Below are 23,121 nucleotides of genomic sequence, written 5' to 3' on the forward strand. Positions count from 1 at the left end.
AGATTTGGAAAATCTAATCTATTTGTCCAGTAAACTTTTGTAAAAAATCTAGAGCGCTTTGGCTAGGCAAGGGTTTTGAGATTAGATAACCCTGTATCATGTCACAATTGAATTCCCTCAAAAGTTCAAACTGATCTTTCTCTTCTACACCTTCCGCAACTACCTTATATCCAAGATCGTGTGCCATATGGATGATAGATACGAGCAAGCGTGCCTGTGTAGATCCTTTTTTCACGTCATTCAAAAAAGACTTATCAATCTTAACCGTGTTAAGTGGTAATTTTTCCAGATAAGATAATGAGGAATAGCCCGTACCAAAATCATCCAAAGAAATCTTTACACCCAGATCCTGCAGATTGGCTAAAATTGGGGTAGTCTCTGCCATATTCTTCATAGCCAAACTTTCTGTTATTTCCATTTGAATCGATTGGAAAGGGATATCCTTACTTTCTTTTAGTTCTACAACCCAATTGAATATATTCTGATGTACGAATACTTGAGGTGAAAGATTGATTGCAACACCAATTCTCTTAAAAGAAAGTAACTCCATTGCTTTGATGAAATCCCCAGATTCTTCTAAGACAAATTTTGTTAATGGTAAAATAAAACCAGAGTTTTCAGCCATCGGTATAAAGTCAGCAGGAGAGACCATCCCCTTTTTCGGATGTTTCCAACGCACCAGTGCTTCCCAGTGTACGATTTGTTTGGTTGCTATATCATAGATAGGTTGGTAAAAAACTAAAAACTCCCTTCTCTCCAGTCCTTTAGCCAAATCATTTTGGATTTCTAATTGGTTTTGGATTTTTTCCTTCATAGAATGGTTGAAGCTGGATGTGCTACCTACACCTAACTCTTTTGAATGGAACATAGCAATCTCCGCATTTCGGAGAAGCTCCTCAGCTTCTCTTCCTGCGAGACCGAATCCTGCTAGTCCAAATGATGAGGTCAAAAAAATCTCATAGCCATTGTATTCGATCAGTTCTTTTAGGTGTTCTTTGAGTTTGCCAATGAAGAGTCCCGCATCCTCTACGCTTAGAAAGTCTATTGCCAATATAGCAAATGTATCTGCACCCAATCGAGAAATCGTAGCATTTAAACCACAAAACTTTGAAATTCGATCCGCAAATGCCTTCAGCACAAAATCTCCAGCCTCTGTACCCAAAGAATGATTGATCCTTTTGAAATTATCTATGTTCAATGAGATCAAAATCGGATAACCTATAGATTTGGTATTGAACTCAAAAATCCTCTGCTCAACTCTTGCTAAGAACAATGCTCTATTTGGTAAATCTGTTAAGACATCATAAAATGCATCATACAATAATTGGTCTTCTGCTAATTTACGATCGGTGATGTCTTTTGAAATCGCTATGTATTGGAAGATACTTCCGTCCTCTCCTCGGAATGGAACGATTGTAGTTTCTATAAAATAGAATGAACCATCTTTTTTCGTATTTTTAATTTCACCAACCCAAGTCATTCCTTGGCTGATGGTATCCCACATCATTCTCCACTCTTCTTTGGTTTTATCCTGTGATTTGAGAATGCGATGGGAATTGCCGATCAATTCCTCTTTACTAAAACCTGAAATTTTTACTAGCTTTTCGTTTACATACGTAATGATGCCATTCGCGTCCGTAATGGAAACTATGTTTGCTTGGTCGAGTGCATATTTCTGAAATTGGAGTTCATTGAGAGAGCCCTCTAAATAATTTTGAGTAATCTCCTTTTCTCTGCGGAAGACCAGCTCTCTTCTTTCCCTTTCTAGAACCTGTGTTAATCGAAATAAGGTTTTTGAATCGATGATATCGGAAGCTCCAGCCTGCATCAATTGTAAAGCTATGGGAAAATCCTCCTCGGATGCTAAAATGATGAAAGGTATATCCAAACCATGGAAATGAAGGTCATCTAACAAGGACATAGGAGTCACTTCGCTATTCCATCTGTATGATACTAGAATGGCATCCCAATCTTCTTCATGGATACGGCTGTCCCAGTCCGATTTTTTTGAAATGATTTGGTAGAGCGGAGAGAAGCCCTGTGCTTTAACTTCCCTCACCACATGAAAGGCTTCTTCTTGGTCACTGGAAACGATAATGATGCTAAGCGGTTTGCCCATAGGAAAAGACTAGGAGCAATATTATGGGAAATCCATTTCGTACCAAACCAAAAAGAAAAAGACTTTGATTTTTCTTTCAGATAATTGAAATAGGAGTGTGCATCCTAAAATCTTTGAAACCACTTATATACGTAAAGACTACTTGGAAAATGAGCTAAGGAAGATGTTAGTGGAAATGAGCGGTTTGGAATACAAAAACCTAGCGGATTACGACAAGGGAGGTTTTGATGGCTACAACCAAGCAGTCACCGAAATTTTGAGAAAAATCTCTCATACTTGAAGCCTGTCCCAGGGCTTTGTCTCTAAAAAGTCTTTACAAAATTCCTCGAAATCGAGAGAATATCAAGCTAGTAGGAAGTTGAATGAATTTCACAACGAAACAGGTCAAAAATCACATTGTAGTTACTTTAGAGGGTTCTTTGGATATCTATTCTGCACCAGCCCTCAAAAAGGAATTGCATAAGATCATCGATGATGGCGCTGAATCGGTCGCAATCGACATGGTGAACATCAAACTTCTAGATAGTTCTGGCATCGCCCTTTTGGCAAACCTTCAGAAAAAGCTAAAATCAGAAGAAGGTACCTTCTTCCTTCTGAATGTAAGCCAAGATGTGATGGTAATCCTCAAACTCTCGAGTTTGGATAAGTTTTTCACCATTTTAGGCGGCGAGAACGAACTCCCTTAACGTAAACGGATTTCTCTGATTTCCTCATCTTGCCACCTTTGGTCGGAGTTTTCTTTCGACATCCAGACCCCTTCTTGGTTCCGCCTCCATTCGTTGCCGACACTCGGAACTTTACCTGCCCCGGAAATTGTGACTGTTTTCCCATCCGTGCCCTCGTTGGTGTAGACCTTTGCCACCATCTCTAGTGGGACACTGAGCTTAAAACTTCCGAGATTTAGATGAGCTAGGGCACCGTCCGAGACAATCACCTCGCAGGTCACTTCCCTGCCATCTCGCATCCGAACATACATCTTTGTTTCAACTTTCTTTGGAGGTGGAATGTCCTTTTTTTCGATAACCTTTTCTTCTATGGCTATTTGTTTTTCTGCGGGGTTTAAATCCTCCGCAAGCACAGGAATTTTTTCTTCTTTAACGACTGTTAATAATTTTGTATTCTCTTCTTTAGACTCGATGAGCGATTCCTTCAAAGAATCCTTAATTTCTGCAAGCTCTTTTACGTCTTCTTTACTAGACGATTCTGTCTCTGCCTTCAGAATTTTTTCTACAATCATAGGTTTTAAGGCTAAAGTCTTTCCCTCTTCAATTTGCGTTGCCGCCTTCTCATCACCTAATTTCGTCGCTTCGTTTTTTGAAAACTCTACTAAGGATTTATTTTCCTGATAGAAATTGCCTATCAGTAAAAGTCGACGATTTGCTTTGATGGCTATTTCTTTGTTTTCTTTTTGTTTGACTAGTTGAATATATTCTTTTACGGCATTTGATGTAATGCCCAATTCTTCCATTGACCTAGCTTTAATGTAGGATTGATCATTTGTTAATTTTGGCAAAGATTCAAGTGCTTTGAGGGTACCTTCATAGTCTCCAGTTTGAAAGCTCAGTATCGCTCGGTCTTCAGGTCTTTTATTTAGTTTTTCAAGCTCTGATTTATTCTTTTCGCTATCTTGTAGAAAACTGATCAATAATTCTGCATTTTCCGCATAGTGTGTGCCTGGAAACAAATCGATAGCCTTCTGCAATTTAACAAACGCATGGTTTCTATCTCCCATCATTACCAGACAGTATCCATGGTGCAAAAGAGTAAACGCATGTTCATCCGATAAAGATCCATTCAAAGATTCTTCTAATTCTTCATATTTTTTAGCAGCAATTGCATACTTTCTTGTTCTCTCCATGTAGAAAGCAAATTGAAGGCGAAGGATTGTTTTTTGCTGTTCCTCTAGTTCAAGAAAAGGTTTAAAATTTAAGGCCCGCACAAAATTGATTACGATAAGTCCGAATCGGTCCTTGATCCCCATTTCTAAATCCAGACCTTTTGTTTCAGAATTCATGATTCCAGATTCAAGAATATTCACTTTTACCTCAGTGATATAATCATCTTTGGAGAGAAACATTTGTTTCAGTCTTTCTCTTAACGTTTGTGAAGAAAGCTCATAGTTCATGAGCTGGTCACGTAGAATACCGAACCTTAGTTCTTGTAGTTTAACACTGACTATAGCCTGGGATGCTAGGGCAAAAAAGGCAAAGAGTAGAAAAAACAAAGAAAAAAGAAACGCCTTTCTCATGCTGGAACTTCAATGATGATCATGGTGACATCATCTTTGTATTCTTCGTGAAGCCGATCCAAATCAGCCATTGCCAATTCAACGATTTCCTGGTTTGGTTTTTCTATATTTTCTAAAACTAAATTTGCAAATCGGTCCAAACCATAAAGATTTCCATCTTTCATGGGCGTTTCTACCACGCCATCTGTATACAGTACGATCTTGTCGCCCGCAGACACGGGAAAGGTGTCCAAAGAATATTGAATGTCATCGCCCATCCCTAGAGGAGGACCTGAACTATCAATGTAAATCAATTCTTTTGTATTTGGTCGAATGATAAAGGGGGCATTGTGGCCTGCATTCACAAATTTGACTTTTCCCGGCTCATCAAAAGTGACAAAAACACCTGTTGCAAAGAAGCTAGCTTGTAAGCGATTTGCAATTGTGCCACCTAATAGGTTTATTGCGGAAATGGGGTCATGGTTTTCCTTCATAATCCCCTGCAAAGACATTGCCATAACGACTGTTACTAAGGCTGCTGAAACACCATGACCAGATGCATCGGCAAGGAAAAATCCGTAGAATTCTTGTCCGTTCTCCTCTGGGAAGTAAAAGTATTGGTAGATGTCACCTGATACTTCCCGCATTGGACGGTAGATTTTACCAATATTAAATTTTTTGTATCGTTTGTTTGGAGGCAAAAATAATTCCTGAACCTCTTTTCCAATTTGCAATTCTTGGTTGATCTCATGGTTCAATCGTGTGATTGTATTTACCTTTGTCTCGATCTCCTCAGCCATACTATTAAAGGATCTTCCTAGGCTATCGAGTTCATCTTCACTTTTAAATCCCCAGTCTACCCTTGTTTTCAAATTGCCTTCGGCCATATCTTTGGAAGCAGTTTCAAGTATACCAACCCTACGAAAGATGGCTCGATAGACCAAAATGGCAAAAATCAAATGGAACACTATGCCCCATGCGACCGCATAGGCTACTTGGATGTAGAGTTGTTTCAAACGTTCTTGGATGGAAGAAATATTGAAATGAGTGAAGAGAAAGATTTCCTCGCCAGTTGCTGATTGGATCGGCAAAAGAAAATCAACTGTAAAGTCGGCTTCATTCAGGTCTAGGTTGTATCTTGCTTTGAATAGATTTCCTTCTTTGTCTGAGGATACATCTTTGGTCTTTTTTAATACGGATTCTGGTATGGACATCTCAATACTTGTGCTAGGTTCTCTTAGCCAAACCTTACCTTCTCGATCGAATACATAAAAAGACTCGATCTCATACAATTTTAAAGTTTTTCGGAAGACCTCAAATGCTTGGTCCCTTTCCTTTGTTAAACCAATGTTTTGCAAATCCGCAAGGATTGTGTTCGCTAGATTCTCTGATTGGAATTGAAAATTTTTCAGAAGTAAATCCGATTGATTTTCAAAAATCATTACGGTGAAAAAGATAATATTCAAAAGTGCAAGTAGGGAGTAAAAAAGCCCTATTTTGAATCGCAGTGAATTTGTCGTTTTGAGTTTACTTTTAGTCACGGTTGCTTTTGATATTGTCGATAGATAACAAAGAGAAATCTATCATAAAAAATAGGTTTTCGAACGAGCAGAAGCGCGAGATGGGCAAATTTTTTAAATTCCATTTAATCAGGTATTTTCCCCTGATTCTCTATTTTGCTCTACCTTGGGCAATCAATGCAGACAAACTGAAATGGAAAAACGGAACAACCTCTCTAGGCAAGGCGATTAGTATCACTTCTACCTTTGTTTTATGGCAAGAGAAAGGCAAAACTGTTAAGATCCTATTGAGCGAATTGGAAGGTGTAGAAGTAGGATATGAGGGAATTCCAGTTTGCGTACAATATGTTGACGAAAAGGATGAGAATTGTGAAAAACTTCTACATAAGATCAATGGCAAACAGATCTCCTTTGTAGACAAAGAAAACCCGCTTAAATTAGAAATCCTTCCGATTAAAAAATTCCAGCGTATCAAGGCAATATTTTCATCGGAGTATGATTATTCTTATCACTTTCAAAGAACCACCTTTGGTCTTTGGGAAACACAAAACTTTAAAGGGTTTGGAACTCTTATTTCGGTGAAAGATGATATTTGGGAAATCCAAACAGATGGCAAAACGCAAGCCAAACAGTCGTTTAAACAGACTGATTTGATCTCATTTGAATTTTTGAAAAAGCCAGAAATTACAGAAATTATAGTTAAGGAAACTCCGAAGGTTATCCCCGGATACCAACCGGTGATCGAAAAAAAATATGGCAAGGCTGTCGTGTTATTTGGCGGGACTGCAGTATCCGCCTTGGGAATGTTATATGAATACAATCAATCTGTTGATGCGATTAATAAAGACTTAGAAGTAATTCCTGGACCAAATGGACAACTTTTTTTAGTCAGTAATGTTCTTGGCAATGATAGATACGAATTTCACAACCAAAGATTTCGGATGTATAGTTTGGTATTTCTGGGATTTTTGTCTTATTCACTTTATGATTCATTTTACTTAGGACAAAATGTAAGCGAAAAGGGAAATTCAAATGCAGTATGGTTAAAGCCTTGGATACGCGATCAATCGATACCTAAAGAAAGACCGTGGGATAGTTCGCAAGCATTCAAAGTTATGCAATACGGATTCGAGTTTGAAACTAGATTTTAATAAAAACTCCTTCGGATAAATAAATTCTTTAGATTTTGTCGAAACCTCACAAGATTCCAGTGTAGAAGAAAGCGAATCGGGATTTGGTCTAGTTTACACATAGCTCCACAGTTCCCCTCTTCTGTTTCCTTAGACCAAAGAATTTTTCCTGTAATATGCGAGTACATTTTTACACCAACGTATAAATCAAATTCAGCTTTTGTGTTGGGCTCATATATCTTTGAAATGGGGATAAAGAATTTGTTCCAGTCTATATAGTATAGAGCTGTATTTTCCTCCGACTCACCCGTTCTAACATCAACGGAACCAAAAAGTGGAACGGCGAGCATCCTATCTCGGAAAAAATATGGATTGATCACACCTCCAAAAAAGACCATAAATCCAAGCAAAAATGGATAAATTATGAATAGGGCAAAGTAATCTTTTGGCTCCAACTCAGGAAAGATTCGATTGATCCAGTGAGGTTCTATGATCCAAACCGTAACAGAGATAATTGCGGGTAAAAAGAAAAAAATTGCCAAAAGCAAATGCCGAGAGCCAGGAAATTGAAATAGATGGATCGTTTTGAGATTAATATTTTTTTGTACATTCTGTATCCAACCTTCATGTCTGTTGTGTCTACTTAAAATTTGATACTCTTCAACTGTCATTTCCATGAGTTTCAAAACATTTCCAGGCAAAATAACGCGGGACTTTGCGATTTTGAATTCAAGTATTAGGAACAATCCTAATAAACAAGTGGGTAGAGTGAACATTGGATAGATATCCAAAAAGAGGGCATAATTATAAAAGGTGTGAAAGCCAATACAAATCAAAAGGCCCAAACACAAACGTATCCAACGAACAAGTCCATTTCCTGAAAACAGAAATACCATCAGATAGCCGCCGATCAAACCTCCATTGATCATATGGATTGGTAAGGAGGTAATTGACCGAAGCACCTGTGACCAAAGACCTGAGTCTATAAAGTATAGTATGTTTTCAAATAGGCCAAAAACTCCTCCCAAAACCAATCCGTAAAAGATACCGTCAGTAACAGAGAAATCATCCTGATTCTTTCGAAAAAAGATTAAAATTCCCAGCAATTTAGCAATCTCTTCTACGCTGGCAGAGAGAATGAATGCTTTGAAAAAATGATTCGGATATGGATAGATAGATAAAATTGAAGCTTGCATGGCAAGTGCGATGCCTGCACTAAAAACGGAAAATGAAATGGCTATGGAATGAAGGACTGTTTCTGTATAATGATAGAAATGAAAGCGATAAAAGACATAATAAAAAAGTACAGTCGCTAAATTGATGCCAAAAATCAAAAAGCTAGAAAAGGATATAAATTCTCCCATATCGTATTTTAATTAACGACATCGGCGATAGCAGAAATGAAATTATTTTCCGAGCAAGGAACGAACGGCTTGTCGTATCCCTTCGACGCTCAAAGGAAACATTGGTACAACAGTGTGTATAGCATCAATGGTTGGTGCTGACCAGAAATGTTTTGGTTCTGGGTTTAACCAGACTGAATCTTGGAAAACATCAGTAAGTTCCTTGAGTGAATCAAGTCCACTTTTTCGCTTTTTCTTCCTTTCTTCCTCTGATTCTCGGTGATACGCATAAGGATTATATGGGGCACTGAAAAGTTCATATGGTGCCATATATGCATCGCCAACAAAAATTATCTTTGTGTTCTTTCTGAATTTTTCTTTAAAATGATCCAAAGTAATTCGATTTGAAAAATCATGGTCGGTATATAAATAATCATGAAAAATATTATGAAAGAAAAAGTTATGGACTTCCTTAAAATGATAGATCGACTTACTAGCGCTAAATAAAGTCGAAACCCGGTCGGAGTGTATTGTCATACTCCCTCCTATGTCCATTACCAAGACCAATCGAAGAGAGTTTTTTCTTTCACGTTCCTCTACAAATTCAATTTCTCCCGCATTTTCACAGGTTTTACGTATCGTTTTTTCTATATGAAGGTCCTTTTTCCCTTCTTTTTTTAGATTTCGCAGTTCCTTGAGTGCCATCTGAATGGACCTAGTATCCAAAATTTGGTCTTCACGGTAGGCTTTATAATTGCGTTCTGTCCATTCACTGATACCTGTACGATTCCCTGCTCCTTCTTCTCCCCCCATCCGAATGCCATTTGGATTATAACCAGAGTTCCCAAATGGAGAGGTCCCCCCCGTACCTATCCATTTTTTTCCTCCGTCATGTTTTTCAGTTTGTTCTTCTAACCTTTTTTTCAACTCTTCCCATAGCTCTTCCATAGAGTACTGAGGCGCTTTTTTCTTTTGCTCCTCAGAGAGCATTTGGTCAAAACGTTGGTTCAGCCATTCATACAGCTCATCACGCAATTGAATTTTGGTCTCTTGGAAATGAGCAAAGGTCTTGGTAAAACCAAGGTCATATCCATCAAAATACTTTAAATCCTTTGCAAAGTTCATTCGACCAACTCTGTACAAAGTGTTCAGTGAAATATATCCTTTGGGATCAGTTAATGATCGGATTGAATGCAAAAATGCAATTAGCTCACCAGTCGAACAAGGAACCGACTCACTCCTGAGATTATAGAAAAGGTTTAGAAACATTTAATTTAGATGTACCCTGTAATCCTCTTCTGATTTGAACAGCGTACCTGCGAAAGGAATTTTACTTGAGTCAAGAGTTTCCCCAGTATGTAGTAAAATCTGGATCCAATCCAGAAGTTCGCTCGTTGAAGGTTTTTTTCTAAGTGAATCTATTTTTCGAATTGTGTAAAACATAGCCAAAGCTTTTTCCATGAGTTCGGTTTGGATTCTTGGAAAATGAGCCAAAACAATCTCACGCATTGTTTCTTTTCGGGGGAATTCAATGTAATGAAAAATACAACGGCGTAAAAAAGCGTCCGGTAATTCTTTCTCATTGTTGGAAGTGATGATAATCATGGGTCTCACCTTCGCAGAGACCAATTCCTTGGTCTCTGAAATGAAAAACTCCATTTTATCTAATTCTAATAAAAGATCATTCGGAAATTCGATATCTGCCTTGTCGATCTCATCAATTAATACAACAGACTTATTTGGGAGAGAATACGCTTCTCCCAAGGCACCCAATTGGATGTAGTTTTTTACATTTCGTACTCTTTCCATCGAAGCTTGGTCAGGAAAACGGGAGTCATTCAGGCGAGAGACAGCGTCATAAAAGTAGAGACCTTCTTTTGCAAGACTTGTGGATTTGACATGCCATCGAAAGAAAGGAAGATTTTTGGATTCTGCAACATGGCTTGCTAGAAGAGTTTTCCCAGTTCCAGGCTCACCCTTTAATAAAAGGGGCCTCATTGTAATTTCAGCCACTTGTACGGCTTCTTTTAACTCTTCTGAAAGGATATATTCTGGCATCGACAACCTCTACATTCAGACTCCTGAAAATCCCTAGAAAATGCACTAAAAATTGCTTTTTGATTCCCGTCTAGTTTGAACTCATAGTCTACAGATAGAGTATCTTATGCCTGAGTTTGATAGTACAAAAAGAGCCATAGGTGTTGGGAAATTGGACGATTCTGCTAGGAAGGAAATGTTCAATAAGTTCGTCAGCGCTGGTGGCGAAATTATCAAAGAAAAACCCGACCCTACCGAAGAAGCAAAACGCAACCGTCCGGAGGTAAAGACCAGACAAGGTACGGTTTCGCGTGGGGGCTCGCAGGACGATTCTCGCTCCCGTTCTCGTTCCAACTCTGGTCGAGGTGATGGAAAAAACCAAGGCTCAGGAGATTTTAAGGGAAGCTCTGATTCAAAGGCTGACTACGAGAAAGAAATATCAAGTTTTATGGCTCGGTTTTCTATTAAGTTGAAATGTTGGTTAGCTCGCGTTACCTCCTTTGGTTCTCCTGATTTGCTTCCTGGATTTATGCATGACCTGGCATCGAGAGCAAAGGAAGCACTCATCGAATGCAATTATGCAGCTAACGAAATCCTAGGCAATTCAACTCACTCACCTGCTGTCTCACAAGCCCTCGATAAAATCAATCCAATGTTAGTGGAATTGATTGCAATGGCTCAAAAATTATACAACGGGCCTGATCTTACAGATATTTCTGAACCAATCATGTCAGCACCGGAATCTCCAGTAAGCATCGAAAGGGTAAAATCACCAATATATACACTTTTCCGTAAGATGTACATATTGTATCCTTACCAAGAGACCTTAAAAAAATCCTTTCTCCAGGCGTATGATGAATTGCAAAAAGTTGAAGGGAAACCCTCTCTGATATATGCAAGCAAAAAGAAAAAAGTAACCTCGGAAATTGATGTCTTGTTCAATACATTTTTTGAAAAGTTATATTTGGTTGTTATAAGAGCAGAAAACAAAAACATTCCATTAATCTCTCGTTATATGGAAAATCTTCTCGACATCCAACCAGAAGATAAACCTGGCATGAGAAAAACTGGGGAGAATGTTCCAGGCGGCATCGACCCCAAACAAAAAGCGGAAGAAGAAAAAGAGAGAAAGAAGGAAGAACAGGCAGAAAAAGAGGCTGAAAAAGAAGAAGTGCCTCTCTCCAAAGAACAAGCCTACGGCCTTCGTTTGATGCAAATGTACTCTATTCCTAAACTTAGGAAGAAATTTGATCCGAAGAATGATCTACATTTTGTTCCCGATACAGATAAGGCAATGCTTGCTTATTTATATTTCCGCGAGTTTGATGAGGAGTATTCATTTGTCCTTACCACCAAAAAAATCGACATTAAACTCACGCATGTGAACGGTGTCAAAGTTGATTATCGGCAAAAGATGTTGGATTTATATGAATCAACTCGAAGTATCACTGACCAATTTAAGATTTATTTAGATGTTATGCGGGAGTTAGAAAAACACAAGGCAAATCCTGGCGCAAACTACATTGAGGCTTCTAAAAAGCTATCCGGGATTGAACAAAAACGCACTGGGCAATCAAGGACAGTGCGAATGATTACAAAAGATTTTACCCAAAAAGCAAGGGATATCCTCTTAGAATTTATAAAGGATATGAAAACCAAAAAAGAGATTATCGCAAATATGAATGATGTCATCACATTGGATGCGATGGAAGCAAAGAAACGTCTCAATAAAAAACAAATCAAACAATGTATCATGGAATCCTATTGTTATGCGATGGCATTAACGGACAGAATTGAGTCGGGGGATTTGTACGGAGGTCTTGTTGAGTTGACTCCAGAACAAATGAAGGAATCTTTCGGAGTTGATATTACAAATACTTCCGAAGAAGGTGCGACAACGGACGAAACGAATTCTGCTAGTACAGGATCACTAGATTCAGATCCTGGGTCTACGAACATGGATGATTTAGGCCAGGACTCTTCTACTGAGGAAAACCCAATCTAATGGCTGTTGTTAAGATTGCTCTTTACCAAAAGAACATCCATAAAAAATTAAGTGCACAGGAAATCCAAAAGATAGCAGATACTAAGGCTCATTTTTTTCTGCTCCCCAGTGGCTTTCCCTATTTCTTCCAAGCCACCGATGCGAAAGAATCAGCAGCGCATGCCAAAGAATACCAAGACCATGTAATCGAAATTTCTGAGTCCTATCCTGGGGTCATTTTGGGAGGCTCCCACATCCGTAAATCGGAAGATGGAAGTCTTTTGAATAGCTGTCCGATTATCCAATCGATGGTTCTCGTGGATTTTTATGACCAAAAATGGTTTTCCTCTCCTCGAGGTAAGGGTTTAACTAAAGGTGATTCAGAATCTATCTTCATTATGGGTGGATTACGATTTGGGATTCTCCTCGCAGAAGAAATCATGGAAGAAAGTCTTTGGGAAGAGTTTAAAAGAGAGGGATTGGAACTCATCTTTCACCTAGGGAATCAAGACTCAAATGTAAGTTATGAAGATGACTTAGCCTTTTATGCAGACCTTTCCCGAAAACATGGCTTGCAGATCATCCGAGTATGTGGAGTCTCCGATTCTTTGAAAGGACGGAGTTTGTATGCGACACCTTCGGGCATCAATTGGAAGGTAGGGAAAACGGAAGAGAGTTCGGATGTTTTAAAAACTCTCTCCGTAAACTTACGCTCTACTTTCTTTCTCTAAGTCTTTTGTTCTTCCGCCCAGTCCATCGTGAAGAGCAAAATTACAATGCCAATGGAAACACAAGAGTCAGCAACATTGAAAGCTGGCCAACGCTCAACTAGCAGGAAGTTTGGCCAATCAAAGTCAAAAAAATCTACAACCCCAATGTGCTCTCCCGTTGCCTTCACTCGGAAGCCGAAATGAAACCCAATCCCCGGGACTTTCACAAAGAATTTGTCTAAAAAATTCCCGAAGGCACCTGCCATGACGAGATTCCAACCCCAGGGGTTGCCCAGTTCAGAATTTTGCCAACGGTAGAAGGTCAAAAAGACAATGGCAAAACCAGTTGCAAATAAGGATGGTATGGAATTGCCTTGGAACAATCCAAAAACAAAGCCTGTGTTAAACGTAAGGGAAAGTCGAAAGAAGTCGCCAATCACAGGCACACTTTCTAAGGGATTCAAATTTTTAATCGCAAGCCACTTTGTCAGAAGATCTAAAAAACAACCAAACAAAACGAAGGCTAAGTATTGCGGTTTATATACTTTGAAAAAAGGTTGAGGAGGTAATTTCATTGGAATGGCACCATTTATTTTTTGCTTTGATACACCCAGGCTGCTTTGGCAAGAGACCAAAAAGAGACACCTGAAAAAAGGAAAAATAGCATACTAGGTTCTTTCCATCCTTTTTCAGAGTATAAAATTCCGAAATAGAAAAATAAGGCGGCTAAAACACCGAAGGTCATTTGTTCTCGGAGCAGAATTTGTTTTTTGAATTGTTGTTCATCCATCGAGGTTCTAAATACAACTTCGCCGCGATTGAACTTATAGAAAAAATCATACAATTCTTTGGGAAGTGAAAAGAGACTAGAAAAAGTCTCCTCTCCCTCTTCTTTCCATTTCCGTTTTAAATGGGAACCCTTCAATACGATTTGCGAGAATGGTTTTTCGGCATATTCGAAGATTGAGCGATGTGGATCCAGATAAGAGAAGTTTCCCAATAAAAGGGCTAGTACTCGGTGTAGACTTAAAAAATTGGGCGGAAGTTTTAAGCTTCGGAACAGGGACCGAAGGCTAAGTTGGATCTCCTGTAAAAACCTAAGGTCTTCCATGGGTTTGAGAGTCTCCCATCCCAGGTTACGATAGTTTTTCGTCGTTTGCATGATTTGCTGCAATTTATCTAAGGAATATTTGAGTATTTGTAGTAAATCTTCCTTAGCTAAGGAATCTTTCACAGCATCCATCTGATAGAGCGTATCAGCCATTAGATGGTAGTCTTTCTTAATTGCACTTATCAAAAATTTTTCTAAAAATCCGATATCATTTGCAGACAAAGTTTGGACTGCCCCAAAATCGATAAAACAAATCTCGCCTGTTTCTAAAAAAATTAAATTTCCAGGGTGTGGATCAGCATGGAAAAATCTATGTTCGAAGATCATCAAAAGATATGCTCTCATCAGCTTATCAAGATAAGAATTTTTTTTGTTTCCGTTTGATTCCGGAGGAAAATCATATATCTTTTTTCCTTCGATAAATTCTGTCACAAGTATAGATCGTTTACAAAGATCTAAAATAGGATCAGGAAAAACAAAATCCTTTTCGTTTTGGAAAAGCTCTTTTGTTCTAGTTAAGCATTGCAGTTCGTTTCTTAAATCGAGCTCTTGTTCTACTATATCCCTTAGCTGAGTTGATATTTCCGTAGCCGATATTGGCAATACCCAAAAATCAAACCAGCGTAAGATTGTATCTATGGTATCTAAATCATCCCGAGCTTCTTTTTCTATACCAGGATACAATACTTTAACGGCTACCTTTTTCCCTTGGTAATGTGCAATGTGCACCTGTGCCGTTGATGCACTCGCATATGATTCTTCAGTGAATGTATCAAAATAACTAGAAATCGGTTCTGGAAATTGTTCTAACCAACGTTTTTGTATTTCATCGAAGTCCTTGGGAGGAACCTTATCTTGCAAATCTTGCAATTCCCAAATGAACTCCTCCGGAAGAATATGGAAGAGATTGCTTAAAAATTGACCTATTTTAAGATAAATACCACCTAACCGAAAGAAGATAAATTTGGCCTCTTTTCCTTTTATCTGGAAAAAATTTGATTTCTTCTTCTTCCAATTAGATTCTGAGAGAAAGGGCTTTTGGAATTTTGTCTTTAAGTAATACTGAAACCAAGTCTTGAGTACAAAGAGATACACATACAAGGATCTACCTCGCCGAATCTTCGTTATACTTGGATTCATTTCTTTCGCCTAAATTGATACATGGATTCTATGCATTCGAGGATTTTTATATTTTCTTCTAGAGTGCCTTCCTGGAAATCTATTTTTCCAGAAATATTTTGAAAGATTTCTGAATAGATCCCTAAAAATGCATTGGAAGATTTTAATTTAGGTAGACCCTTCCAAGGAACTTCCTCCAAACTCCGAAATCCTTGGTACAATTTAGATTCTTTGGAGGCAAACAAGCGAAATCCATCATTGGAAAGGATGAGACGAGCTCGATCAGTAAAGATTTCAATTTCAAACTGAAAATAATCCCGTCCACCGGACACATCCAAAAAAATTGGGTATCCTTCCTGGTTCGTAAACCAAGCAGTTGCCCTGTCCTCAATCGATGTTTTACGGGGTCGTTTTACCTCTGCAAAATGGAGTCTAAGGGAACCAAAAAGCCAAAATAAAAGGTCAATGGCATGGGTTCCATCATGAAGGAGCGGACCGCCGCCATATTTTTGGAAGGCGATGCCTGGATTCTTTGCCGAAGTGAAGACATTTGCTTTTACAGACTTGACCTGACCAAAGGTTTTTTGCTTTAGAAGATCTCTTACCCTTTGGTAGCGCGGGTGGTAACGGCGCTCATGGTTGATCCAGATGCGACTTCTGGAACGTTTTGCTAAGGCGAATAGCTCCTTTGCCTCCAGACTTTTCAAACAAACTGGTTTTTCAATCAGGATGTTTGGGACTTTTTGACGTAAGAGAGCCTTTGCCAATGCAAAATGGCTATTGCTGCGAGTGGCAATGATGGCAAAGTCAATGGCCAGTCCCTCTCGTTGTATGTCTTCCCAGGCAGTGAATTCCTTCCAAGTTTTTCGTTCTTGTTTCCATTGGCTTGAAAATGCAGCGAGCGCAAGAGTTTCCGAATCACAGACTGCCTGTAAATCAAAACGCTTTTTGCCCCACTTTGAGAACAGCACTCCTGCATGCGTGCATGGTTTCATTCGGTAAGCATCTGCCTCTAATTTTGTTCCGATCCGACCTAGACCAATGAGCAGAGTCTTGATTTTGCTAGTTTCACTCAATGTTTTTCTTCCAATATGCGACTTCTCATGGTCCTTGGTATTATTGAGCTATGATCTCACCTTTTTCCTATTCATTGTCAACTATTCTTACTTTTTTAGGTAAGGAACCAAAAGACCGGATCCATGCAAAGGGAAGTGTTTCCTGGATTACAAATTCTTCTTTAGAAGCTCGCCCTGGCGCACTCTTTGTTCCTTTAAAAGATAAACGAGATGGTCATGAATTTATCTCCGATGCACTTAGGCGTGGTGCCGCTTATTTTTTATATGAAACGGGAAATAGTGAATTCCAAAAGCTTTCAAAAGAGGAAAAGTCGAAGGGAATCGCTGTACAGGATGCTTTATTGGCTCTCGGCCAATTGGCAAAGTTCCATAGAAATCGTTTCAGCTGCTTGGTGATTGGAATTACAGGATCAAGTGGTAAAACGTCCACCAAAGAATTGTTAGGCAATTTATTTCATTTTTTAAAACCAAATGAGAAAGTAATCACCGAAAAAAATTACAATAATCATATCGGTGTTCCCTTTACTTTATTTCATATAAATGAAAAAACGAAAGTAGTCGTATGTGAAATGGGTATGAACCATCGAGGAGAAATTTCCTACCTTAGCAAAATTGCCAAACCAAACATTGCTCTTATTACTACCATCGGTTCCGCACACATAGAAAACTTAGGAAGCCCGAAAGCGATTGCACTGGAGAAATCGGATATTGTTCAGGGTATGGATGAAGGCTCCGTTCTATTTGTTCCCCAAGGCATACAATTCCCTGAAATTGTAAAACAAGTCGCAAAATCCAGGCGTGTGAGTGTCAGGTTTTGGCCTATGGACAAGAACCCAATCTTAAAAGTTGTCAAAACAAATCGCTTTGGCTTTACCTTGGAATATAAGGGTAAGGAAATTCAATGGAATTTGCCCGGAAAATCTTTGCTATCCAATGTGAGGGGCGTAGTCGCCGTTGCGGAAGCTTTAGGTCTAGCAGACGATACCATAATCAAGGGTATCCAATCCTACAAATCACCAGACAAACGTTTGCTAATCAAAAAATCCTACTTTCATATCATTGACGACTCATACAACGCCAATCCTGAATCCATGTTATCATCCATTGATGCAAGCCTTCAGTATGCCGAAAACCAAACAATCATTTGGTTGCTTGGGTCTATGAAGGAATTGGGCAAATTTTCCAAGTCATATCATTTGCAAATAGGCAAAAGTTTGCAAAACCACAGCAAACATCATTTGTTTACATTTGGAAAAGATGCAACCTGGATTGGGAAGGCAGCTGGAAAGGTACACAAAGGACATCTAGAAGAAGACAATGTCGACTTTACTCAATTTGCGCTACAATTGCGGACCACATTTCCGAAGGGCACTGTCATTTTGGTGAAAGGTTCAAGATCTATGAAAATGGAGCGATTTGTAGAGGCGCTTTTTAAGCTTGAATCCTTAGATCGAGAAAGAAACTAAAGTTATGACAGAAAGAAATGGAAAAGTGGCCATTATTATGGGCTCCCATTCCGATTGGGAAACGATGAAGGAAGCTTGCCTTATATTGGATCATTTCGCAGTAGCATACCATAAGGAAATTATCTCCGCACATCGTTCCCCAGAGCTGATGTTTCAGTTTGCCAAAGATGCTGAAAAGGAAGGTTATTCCCTCATCATTGCAGGTGCTGGTGGAGCTGCTCATTTGCCAGGTATGACTGCCTCCTTGACTACTTTACCTGTACTAGGTGTTCCGATTCAATCCAAGGCTCTTTCTGGTTTGGATAGTCTTCTCTCCATTGTCCAAATGCCAAAAGGAGTTCCTGTTGGGACTTTGGCCATAGGCACCAGTGGAGCAGCGAATGCAGGCCTCCTAGCCGTAAGAATCCTTTCTCTACAAAATCCAGATTTGACGCATAAATTGAAACAATATGCAATACAGCAAAGAGAAGAAGCCTTAGCCAAAAATTCTCTTTTACAATAAAGAATGAAAAAACCACGCATTGGTGTATTAGGATCTGGTCAATTGGGGCAAATGATGGCAGAAGTAACTCTCCGTCATGAGATACCTATGGTTTCCTATAGTCCCGATATAGAATCACCCATGTCCCACCTAGGGGTAAAAGTCATCGAAGGCGAGTTTGATGATACTGATCGGATTCTTCAGTTTTTATCTCAAATCGATATTTTAACTTTTGAATTTGAAAATATCCCTAGTCGTACTTTACAATTTTTAAATGAATCTCAAAACACAAATTCAGTTCTTATCTACCCACCGCCAAATGCGCTTCTGATTGCCCAGGATCGACTCTTGGAGAAAAATCACTTTCAATCTTTGGGGTTTAAAACTCCACAGTACTACCACTTAACAAGTGCAAATCGATCTCCACAAATTGAATTTCCTTTGATTGTAAAGACCATTCGTTTTGGCTATGATGGGAAAGGGCAAAGCCAAATCAAAAATGAAAATGAGTGGCAATCATTCCTCGGTTTTGCGTTCTCAAACCCAGAATCAGAGTATATCGTTGAAGAAAAGATTCAATTTCAAAAAGAAGCAAGTGTCATCCTCACTCGGTTTGTAGATGGAAGTATCTATGACTATGGTGTGGTTGAAAACCAACACAAGAATCATATCTTAGATCTCTCTATTTTTCCAGCGGACATAGACAAGACATTAGCCAAAAAAATGCAATCGATTGCGCATACCTTGGCAAATTCTCTTGAGTATATAGGCACTATGGGGGTTGAATTTTTTCTAACGGAAAATGAGGTATATCTAAATGAATTTGCCCCCAGACCGCATAACTCTGGTCATTTTAGCCAAGATTGTGGTAGTATCTCGCAATTCAAATTACATATTTTAGCAATCCTTGGCGAAAAGCCGAAGCTCCCTTTGCATCCCAATCCTACATTGATGAAGAATATCTTAGGAAACGATTATGAGCACTCCATTTCCATTGCAAATAAACTCTTGGCTGACGAAAGGTATGAACTCCATCTATACGGAAAAAAAATTGCTAAACAAGGAAGAAAAATGGGTCATATGAATTTTAAAGGCAAATTAGATGAGGTTTCAGAGCTATTTTTTGAGCTTTGATTTTTCTTGTAAGTAGTACTCACCCCAGTCTCTGACGTTCCCTGCGCCAATACAAAGGAGAGTATCTCCAGGATGAAGGTGTGCGTCTATTACCGTAACATCTTCTACCACTTCCCCTTTAAGAATTTTCCATGGATTTGAGTTGAGGTTTTCGGCGATGCTTTCCGAACTGATGCCTGGTATGATCGCCTCTCCTGCAGAATAGATGGGCAGAAGGAAAATATAATCCGCATTTACAAGTGAGTCAGCCAATTCATTTTTAAGATTTGCAGTCCTCGTATACCTATGTGGTTGAAATAGAACGATCAATTTTCCATTGTCTTTTTTTTGGTTTTTTAGAGAATGTATGACCGTTGCAATTTCTGTGGGATGGTGGCCATAATCATCAATGACAGTGATCGAATTGGCAGTTCCCAACACTTCTTGCCTTCTCTTTACACCTTGATACGCATTCAAACCTGCTTGGATTGAAATTGCTGGAATGCCTACGATATGGAGAGCTATGAATGCAGTTAATCCATTTAAAGAATAGTGTTGGCCAGAAAACGGAAGTTCTAATTGATAGGTTTGTTCCTGGACTTGGAAAGAAATTCCATTCTTTTTGAATTCATATGGAATTATATGTAAATTTTTCGTTAGGTGCTTTCTGATTTGATCCAATTTATCTTTGTACTCTAGGTCTAAAGAATTTAAATTTAATAAAATCCAGAGGTTAAAATTTTGATTTTCTGGTTTTGGTTGGAATAAATGACAAATCATATTGCGAATGCCTTCATCCATTCCTTGTACTATCACATGACCAGGTGTATCCGTGGCTATGTAGCGAAAGAAAGCTTCTTCTAGTTTTTCTCTTGAGTGATAAAAATCTAAATGATCATTATCTATATTTGTTATGATGCGAAGATTAGCTTTATGTTTCAGAAAAGTTCCATCTGATTCATCTGATTCGTAGACTCCCCATTCCCCTGCTCCAAATTGCCCGCCCCGTTTCCCTAAAAAAGGTACTTCCCCACCAACCATAACGCTAGGCGATAGATTTTGATCCTTTAAAACTTGGGCTATCATTGCTGTGGTAGAAGTTTTACCATGAGAACCGGCTACGGAGATGGATTTTTTTTGAGAGAAGATTTTATGTAATACATCGGAGCGATGGAACATCGGAATATTTAGATTTTTTGCATCCTCAAAGATGCTATGGTTTTTATCATTGATTGCTGAGCTAAAAACCATAAACTCAATATCTTTAATTTCGATTTGATCTAAATTGCCTGCGATTTTTGCTCCCCTTTCTGTCAGATAAGAGGTGACAGCAGTTGATTTTTTGTCGTAACCATAAACTGATACACCCATATCCAAAAGTATATGGGCAAGACTTGACATGCCACTTCCGCCAATCCCCAACAAGAGTGCGGAATGTCCTGGTAGATTAAATTTAGCCATGGCTGTGAAAAAAATAGGAAAGGGTCTGAAACGCGGCATTGATATTCGAAAGCCTCAATGCTTCATGCCCCATATCACGGAGTGAACTTGGATTTTCTTTCCATTCCAACAAATATCTGACAAGAGGTGATGGGTCTTCTGAGGTGGAATGGATTACCTTGGCGGCACCTTCTTTTTCCATATATTCAGCATTCTCTTTTTGATGGTTGTCTGCTGCATAAGGATAAGGAATAAGAACCATAGGAAGTCCAAACACAAGGCATTCCGCAACAACCCCTGCACCAGATCTTGCGACTACAATATTTGCCCACTCGTAGTTCGGTTTCATATCGTCCGCATAAGAAATAATTTCCGCTTCTCCCTTTGATTTACTTTTGGTTTCGTCATACAAAGAGTTACCTGTAAGCAATCTAAATCTAAATTTTTGGGATACTTCCACATTTTCCATGGCTTTCAAAATCATGTGATTCAACTGCCTTGCACCTTGGGAACCACCTAGTACCAAAACATTCAATAAATTTCGTTTATTGTCATGTAAGTTTTCATTCTGGCGTAGATTCATTTGGTTCGGTATCACCTTCTTTCGTAGAGGATTGCCAATGATCTTCCAATTTTGGTTTTGAAAGGTATAGGACTCTACGGGAAAACTAAGAGCAATTTTTTTGGCAAAGTTCTGGAAGATACGCGTGATCTTTCCAGGGATGCAGTTTTGCTCGCATAAATACAAAGTTTTACGGAATAAGATAGTATATAAAATTGCTGGCAAACTGGAATAACCACCCATACCAATGACGACGGAAACCTTTCTTTTTTTCAGTTCAAGACAAGTAGAGATAAAACTCACCAAAAACTGGAAAGGAAAGATAAGAAAAGAAACCCCCGAGTACTTAGGCATAGAATGCCACAAAACAGGACAAGGTGGAGAGAGAAGATCTGGGTTGTCTTTGTTTCGAATGAGAGAATGTAGGAAGACAGTTTCTATTTGAAAAAAATCTTTTTTTTCCAAAAGAACTTCTGCCAAAGCAACACCAGGCGAAATATGCCCACCGGTACCACCAGCTGCGATCAAAACTATCTCTTTCATACAACCAGATTCCCTTTTTGTGTGATATTGGCAAGGATTCCCATAAGGATAAATATTGTTAAAAGTGAGGAGCCTCCGTAACTAAAGAACGGAAGTGAAATCCCTGTAACCGGAAAAAGACCTGTAATTACATACAAATTGATTAAAAACTGAAAGCTTAGGAGAAGTAAAATCCCAATGCCAAGATAAAAACCTGACTTGTCTTTCACACGCAGAAGTAAGTTGTAAATTCGATAGATCAAATACAAAGTAACGAGAAAAAAAACCGTAAATCCGATGAAACCAAAGTCTTCTACGAATGCAGCCAAAACAAAATCTGTGTGACTATAAGCCAAATACCTATGTGCATACCCAGAACCAATGGGTGTCCCGAAACTCCCACCATCAAAAAAAGCGCGGAAGGAAGTTACCAATTGGTGCCCTTCGTCAAACCGATATTTATAAGGATCGAGCCAGATTTCTAATCGTTTCTTTCGGTAGCCGACTTGCGTGACCAGTATAAACATAAGAGGAAGAACTGCTAAAAAAAGGAGTATGATGCGCCTAATAGGAAAACCTGTGATGATGATGAAAAAGAAAATCACAGTGAGTATCTCTACTGTTGTTCCAAAAGCAGGTTCGATAACGATCAATACCAATATTAAAAAAATCACAATGACTGAAATTACCTGTTTTCGATTCCAGATCATCTTTTTTGGATCAAAGTTTTGAAAGAAAGTGGTTAAAAACAATAAAACACTGATTTTACTAAATTCAGATGGTTGTATTTGAAATCCTCCAATTTGTATCCATCTATTAAAATTTCTTCCATAACTTGTTCCAACGGATTTTCCGAGTCCAGGAATGAAAACCGAGATCAAAAGGATAATGCTAACGAGACAGAGAGGAAACGCAATTTTCAGCAAAAACTGATAGGGGATCTGCACAAAACACAAAAAGAGAAATATCGCAACGATTCCCCACACCAATTGTTTTTTCAAATAATAGTAAGGATCGGAAAACTCACGTTCTGCGGGTATGACAGAGGCACTGAACATTATGATAATGCCTAAGAAAAAAAGAAGAAAAATAGTATATAAAAAAGGCAAATCAATGTTTCTTTTTCCAATAGAAAAGAAAGATTGAATTTCCTTAAACATA

20 protein-coding genes are annotated in these 23,121 nt (G+C 38.7%); 8 read left to right on the forward strand and 12 right to left on the reverse strand.

The window, feature by feature from the left end:
* Positions 1 to 13 precede the first annotated feature (13 nt).
* The gene (locus tag DI060_RS03250) at positions 14 to 2,119 is read right to left on the reverse strand and encodes a putative bifunctional diguanylate cyclase/phosphodiesterase (protein WP_108973628.1); all 2,106 of its coding nucleotides are present in this window, start codon (positions 2,117 to 2,119) and stop codon (positions 14 to 16) included.
* A 97-nt stretch (positions 2,120 to 2,216) separates the two neighbouring features.
* On the opposite strand from DI060_RS03250, the gene DI060_RS03255 reads away from it, so the two are divergent.
* Together DI060_RS03255 and DI060_RS03260 are read left to right on the forward strand one after the other, a co-directional pair.
* Positions 2,217 to 2,399, forward strand: a complete 183-nt coding sequence (locus tag DI060_RS03255) for a hypothetical protein (RefSeq protein ID WP_108973630.1) — start codon at positions 2,217 to 2,219, stop codon at positions 2,397 to 2,399.
* A gap of 82 nt (positions 2,400 to 2,481) precedes the next feature.
* Positions 2,482 to 2,805: an STAS domain-containing protein gene (locus tag DI060_RS03260; protein WP_108973632.1), complete on the forward strand. Its 324-nt coding sequence runs from the start codon at positions 2,482 to 2,484 to the stop codon at positions 2,803 to 2,805.
* Here the strand turns inward: DI060_RS03260 and DI060_RS03265 are convergent.
* Both DI060_RS03265 and DI060_RS03270 read right to left on the reverse strand, forming a co-directional pair.
* Positions 2,802 to 4,367, reverse strand: a complete 1,566-nt coding sequence (locus DI060_RS03265) for a tetratricopeptide repeat protein (protein WP_244594254.1) — start codon at positions 4,365 to 4,367, stop codon at positions 2,802 to 2,804. The two genes, DI060_RS03260 and DI060_RS03265, sit on opposite strands and share 4 nt — an antisense overlap.
* Entirely contained in the window at positions 4,364 to 5,887 is a 1,524-nt protein-coding gene (locus DI060_RS03270) for a PP2C family protein-serine/threonine phosphatase (RefSeq protein WP_108973634.1), read from the reverse strand. The genes DI060_RS03265 and DI060_RS03270 overlap by 4 nt, the downstream gene beginning before the upstream one ends.
* Positions 5,888 to 5,967: 80 nt before the next feature.
* On the opposite strand from DI060_RS03270, the gene DI060_RS03275 reads away from it, so the two are divergent.
* Complete coding sequence (locus DI060_RS03275) at positions 5,968 to 7,017, forward strand: LB_137 family protein (protein WP_108973636.1); 1,050 nt, start codon at positions 5,968 to 5,970, stop codon at positions 7,015 to 7,017.
* Here DI060_RS03275 and DI060_RS03280 read toward each other — a convergent pair.
* Genes DI060_RS03280 through DI060_RS03290 form a run of 3 tightly spaced genes read right to left on the reverse strand, consistent with a single transcriptional unit; the run spans position 7,014 to position 10,397 of the window.
* Complete coding sequence (locus DI060_RS03280) at positions 7,014 to 8,360, reverse strand: PrsW family intramembrane metalloprotease (RefSeq protein ID WP_108973638.1); 1,347 nt, start codon at positions 8,358 to 8,360, stop codon at positions 7,014 to 7,016. The two genes, DI060_RS03275 and DI060_RS03280, sit on opposite strands and share 4 nt — an antisense overlap.
* Before the next feature lie 42 nt (positions 8,361 to 8,402).
* A complete protein-coding gene (locus DI060_RS03285) occupies positions 8,403 to 9,608 on the reverse strand; it encodes a VWA domain-containing protein (protein WP_108973640.1) in 1,206 nt (401 codons plus the stop codon).
* The gene (locus tag DI060_RS03290) at positions 9,609 to 10,397 is read right to left on the reverse strand and encodes an AAA family ATPase (RefSeq protein ID WP_108973642.1); all 789 of its coding nucleotides are present in this window, start codon (positions 10,395 to 10,397) and stop codon (positions 9,609 to 9,611) included.
* A 106-nt stretch (positions 10,398 to 10,503) separates the two neighbouring features.
* On the opposite strand from DI060_RS03290, the gene DI060_RS03295 reads away from it, so the two are divergent.
* Positions 10,504 to 12,381: a hypothetical protein gene (locus DI060_RS03295; protein ID WP_244594255.1), complete on the forward strand. Its 1,878-nt coding sequence runs from the start codon at positions 10,504 to 10,506 to the stop codon at positions 12,379 to 12,381.
* Entirely contained in the window at positions 12,381 to 13,091 is a 711-nt protein-coding gene (locus DI060_RS03300) for an amidohydrolase (RefSeq protein WP_108973644.1), read from the forward strand. The genes DI060_RS03295 and DI060_RS03300 overlap by 1 nt, the downstream gene beginning before the upstream one ends.
* Here the strand turns inward: DI060_RS03300 and DI060_RS03305 are convergent.
* The 3 genes from DI060_RS03305 to DI060_RS03315 are packed head-to-tail and all read right to left on the reverse strand — an operon-like array spanning position 13,088 to position 16,376.
* Positions 13,088 to 13,645: a lipoprotein signal peptidase gene (locus DI060_RS03305; RefSeq protein WP_108973646.1), complete on the reverse strand. Its 558-nt coding sequence runs from the start codon at positions 13,643 to 13,645 to the stop codon at positions 13,088 to 13,090. The two genes, DI060_RS03300 and DI060_RS03305, sit on opposite strands and share 4 nt — an antisense overlap.
* Positions 13,646 to 13,659: 14 nt before the next feature.
* A complete protein-coding gene (locus DI060_RS03310) occupies positions 13,660 to 15,321 on the reverse strand; it encodes an ABC1 kinase family protein (RefSeq protein WP_108973648.1) in 1,662 nt (553 codons plus the stop codon).
* Positions 15,318 to 16,376 (reverse strand): Gfo/Idh/MocA family protein, encoded by a 1,059-nt coding sequence (locus tag DI060_RS03315; RefSeq protein ID WP_244594256.1) that lies wholly within the window; start codon positions 16,374 to 16,376, stop codon positions 15,318 to 15,320. The genes DI060_RS03310 and DI060_RS03315 overlap by 4 nt, the downstream gene beginning before the upstream one ends.
* A gap of 50 nt (positions 16,377 to 16,426) precedes the next feature.
* On the opposite strand from DI060_RS03315, the gene DI060_RS03320 reads away from it, so the two are divergent.
* Genes DI060_RS03320 through DI060_RS03330 form a run of 3 tightly spaced genes read left to right on the forward strand, consistent with a single transcriptional unit; the run spans position 16,427 to position 19,457 of the window.
* Positions 16,427 to 17,842 carry a UDP-N-acetylmuramoyl-tripeptide--D-alanyl-D-alanine ligase gene (locus DI060_RS03320; RefSeq protein WP_108973650.1) on the forward strand — a complete coding sequence of 472 codons (1,416 nt, stop codon included), beginning with the start codon at positions 16,427 to 16,429 and terminating at the stop codon, positions 17,840 to 17,842.
* A gap of 4 nt (positions 17,843 to 17,846) precedes the next feature.
* Complete coding sequence (gene purE, locus DI060_RS03325) at positions 17,847 to 18,344, forward strand: 5-(carboxyamino)imidazole ribonucleotide mutase (RefSeq protein ID WP_108973652.1); 498 nt, start codon at positions 17,847 to 17,849, stop codon at positions 18,342 to 18,344.
* A 3-nt stretch (positions 18,345 to 18,347) separates the two neighbouring features.
* Positions 18,348 to 19,457 carry a 5-(carboxyamino)imidazole ribonucleotide synthase gene (locus DI060_RS03330; protein ID WP_108973654.1) on the forward strand — a complete coding sequence of 370 codons (1,110 nt, stop codon included), beginning with the start codon at positions 18,348 to 18,350 and terminating at the stop codon, positions 19,455 to 19,457.
* Here the strand turns inward: DI060_RS03330 and murC are convergent.
* The 3 genes from murC to DI060_RS03345 are packed head-to-tail and all read right to left on the reverse strand — an operon-like array spanning position 19,440 to position 23,120.
* Positions 19,440 to 20,936: a UDP-N-acetylmuramate--L-alanine ligase gene (murC, locus tag DI060_RS03335; protein ID WP_244594257.1), complete on the reverse strand. Its 1,497-nt coding sequence runs from the start codon at positions 20,934 to 20,936 to the stop codon at positions 19,440 to 19,442. The genes DI060_RS03330 and murC overlap by 18 nt on opposite strands.
* A complete protein-coding gene (locus DI060_RS03340; RefSeq protein ID WP_108973658.1) occupies positions 20,890 to 21,981 on the reverse strand; it encodes a UDP-N-acetylglucosamine--N-acetylmuramyl-(pentapeptide) pyrophosphoryl-undecaprenol N-acetylglucosamine transferase in 1,092 nt (363 codons plus the stop codon). The genes murC and DI060_RS03340 overlap by 47 nt, the downstream gene beginning before the upstream one ends.
* A complete protein-coding gene (locus DI060_RS03345) occupies positions 21,978 to 23,120 on the reverse strand; it encodes an FtsW/RodA/SpoVE family cell cycle protein (protein WP_108973660.1) in 1,143 nt (380 codons plus the stop codon). Before DI060_RS03345 ends, DI060_RS03340 begins: the two co-directional genes overlap by 4 nt.
* Position 23,121: the final 1 nt, after the last annotated feature.

This window comes from Leptospira ryugenii (assembly GCF_003114855.1).
Lineage (GTDB): Bacteria > Spirochaetota > Leptospiria > Leptospirales > Leptospiraceae > Leptospira_A > Leptospira_A ryugenii.

Bases quoted from the DNA above. Each gene is read 5' to 3' on its own strand.
- DI060_RS03280 (WP_108973638.1), bottom strand. From the start codon at position 8,360: ATGGGAGAATTTATATCCTTTTCTAGCTTTTTGATTTTTGGCATCAAT.
- DI060_RS03340 (WP_108973658.1), bottom strand. From the start codon at position 21,981: ATGAAAGAGATAGTTTTGATCGCAGCTGGTGGTACCGGTGGGCATATT.
- DI060_RS03250 (WP_108973628.1), bottom strand. From the start codon at position 2,119: ATGGGCAAACCGCTTAGCATCATTATCGTTTCCAGTGACCAAGAAGAA.
- DI060_RS03290 (WP_108973642.1), bottom strand. From the start codon at position 10,397: ATGCCAGAATATATCCTTTCAGAAGAGTTAAAAGAAGCCGTACAAGTG.
- DI060_RS03320 (WP_108973650.1), top strand. From the start codon at position 16,427: ATGATCTCACCTTTTTCCTATTCATTGTCAACTATTCTTACTTTTTTA.
- DI060_RS03275 (WP_108973636.1), top strand. From the start codon at position 5,968: ATGGGCAAATTTTTTAAATTCCATTTAATCAGGTATTTTCCCCTGATT.
- murC (WP_244594257.1), bottom strand. From the start codon at position 20,936: ATGCCGCGTTTCAGACCCTTTCCTATTTTTTTCACAGCCATGGCTAAA.
- DI060_RS03295 (WP_244594255.1), top strand. From the start codon at position 10,504: ATGCCTGAGTTTGATAGTACAAAAAGAGCCATAGGTGTTGGGAAATTG.
- DI060_RS03285 (WP_108973640.1), bottom strand. From the start codon at position 9,608: ATGTTTCTAAACCTTTTCTATAATCTCAGGAGTGAGTCGGTTCCTTGT.
- DI060_RS03330 (WP_108973654.1), top strand. From the start codon at position 18,348: ATGAAAAAACCACGCATTGGTGTATTAGGATCTGGTCAATTGGGGCAA.
- DI060_RS03310 (WP_108973648.1), bottom strand. From the start codon at position 15,321: ATGAATCCAAGTATAACGAAGATTCGGCGAGGTAGATCCTTGTATGTG.
- DI060_RS03305 (WP_108973646.1), bottom strand. From the start codon at position 13,645: ATGAAATTACCTCCTCAACCTTTTTTCAAAGTATATAAACCGCAATAC.
- purE (WP_108973652.1), top strand. From the start codon at position 17,847: ATGACAGAAAGAAATGGAAAAGTGGCCATTATTATGGGCTCCCATTCC.
- DI060_RS03260 (WP_108973632.1), top strand. From the start codon at position 2,482: ATGAATTTCACAACGAAACAGGTCAAAAATCACATTGTAGTTACTTTA.
- DI060_RS03265 (WP_244594254.1), bottom strand. From the start codon at position 4,367: ATGAGAAAGGCGTTTCTTTTTTCTTTGTTTTTTCTACTCTTTGCCTTT.
- DI060_RS03345 (WP_108973660.1), bottom strand. From the start codon at position 23,120: ATGTTTAAGGAAATTCAATCTTTCTTTTCTATTGGAAAAAGAAACATT.
- DI060_RS03300 (WP_108973644.1), top strand. From the start codon at position 12,381: ATGGCTGTTGTTAAGATTGCTCTTTACCAAAAGAACATCCATAAAAAA.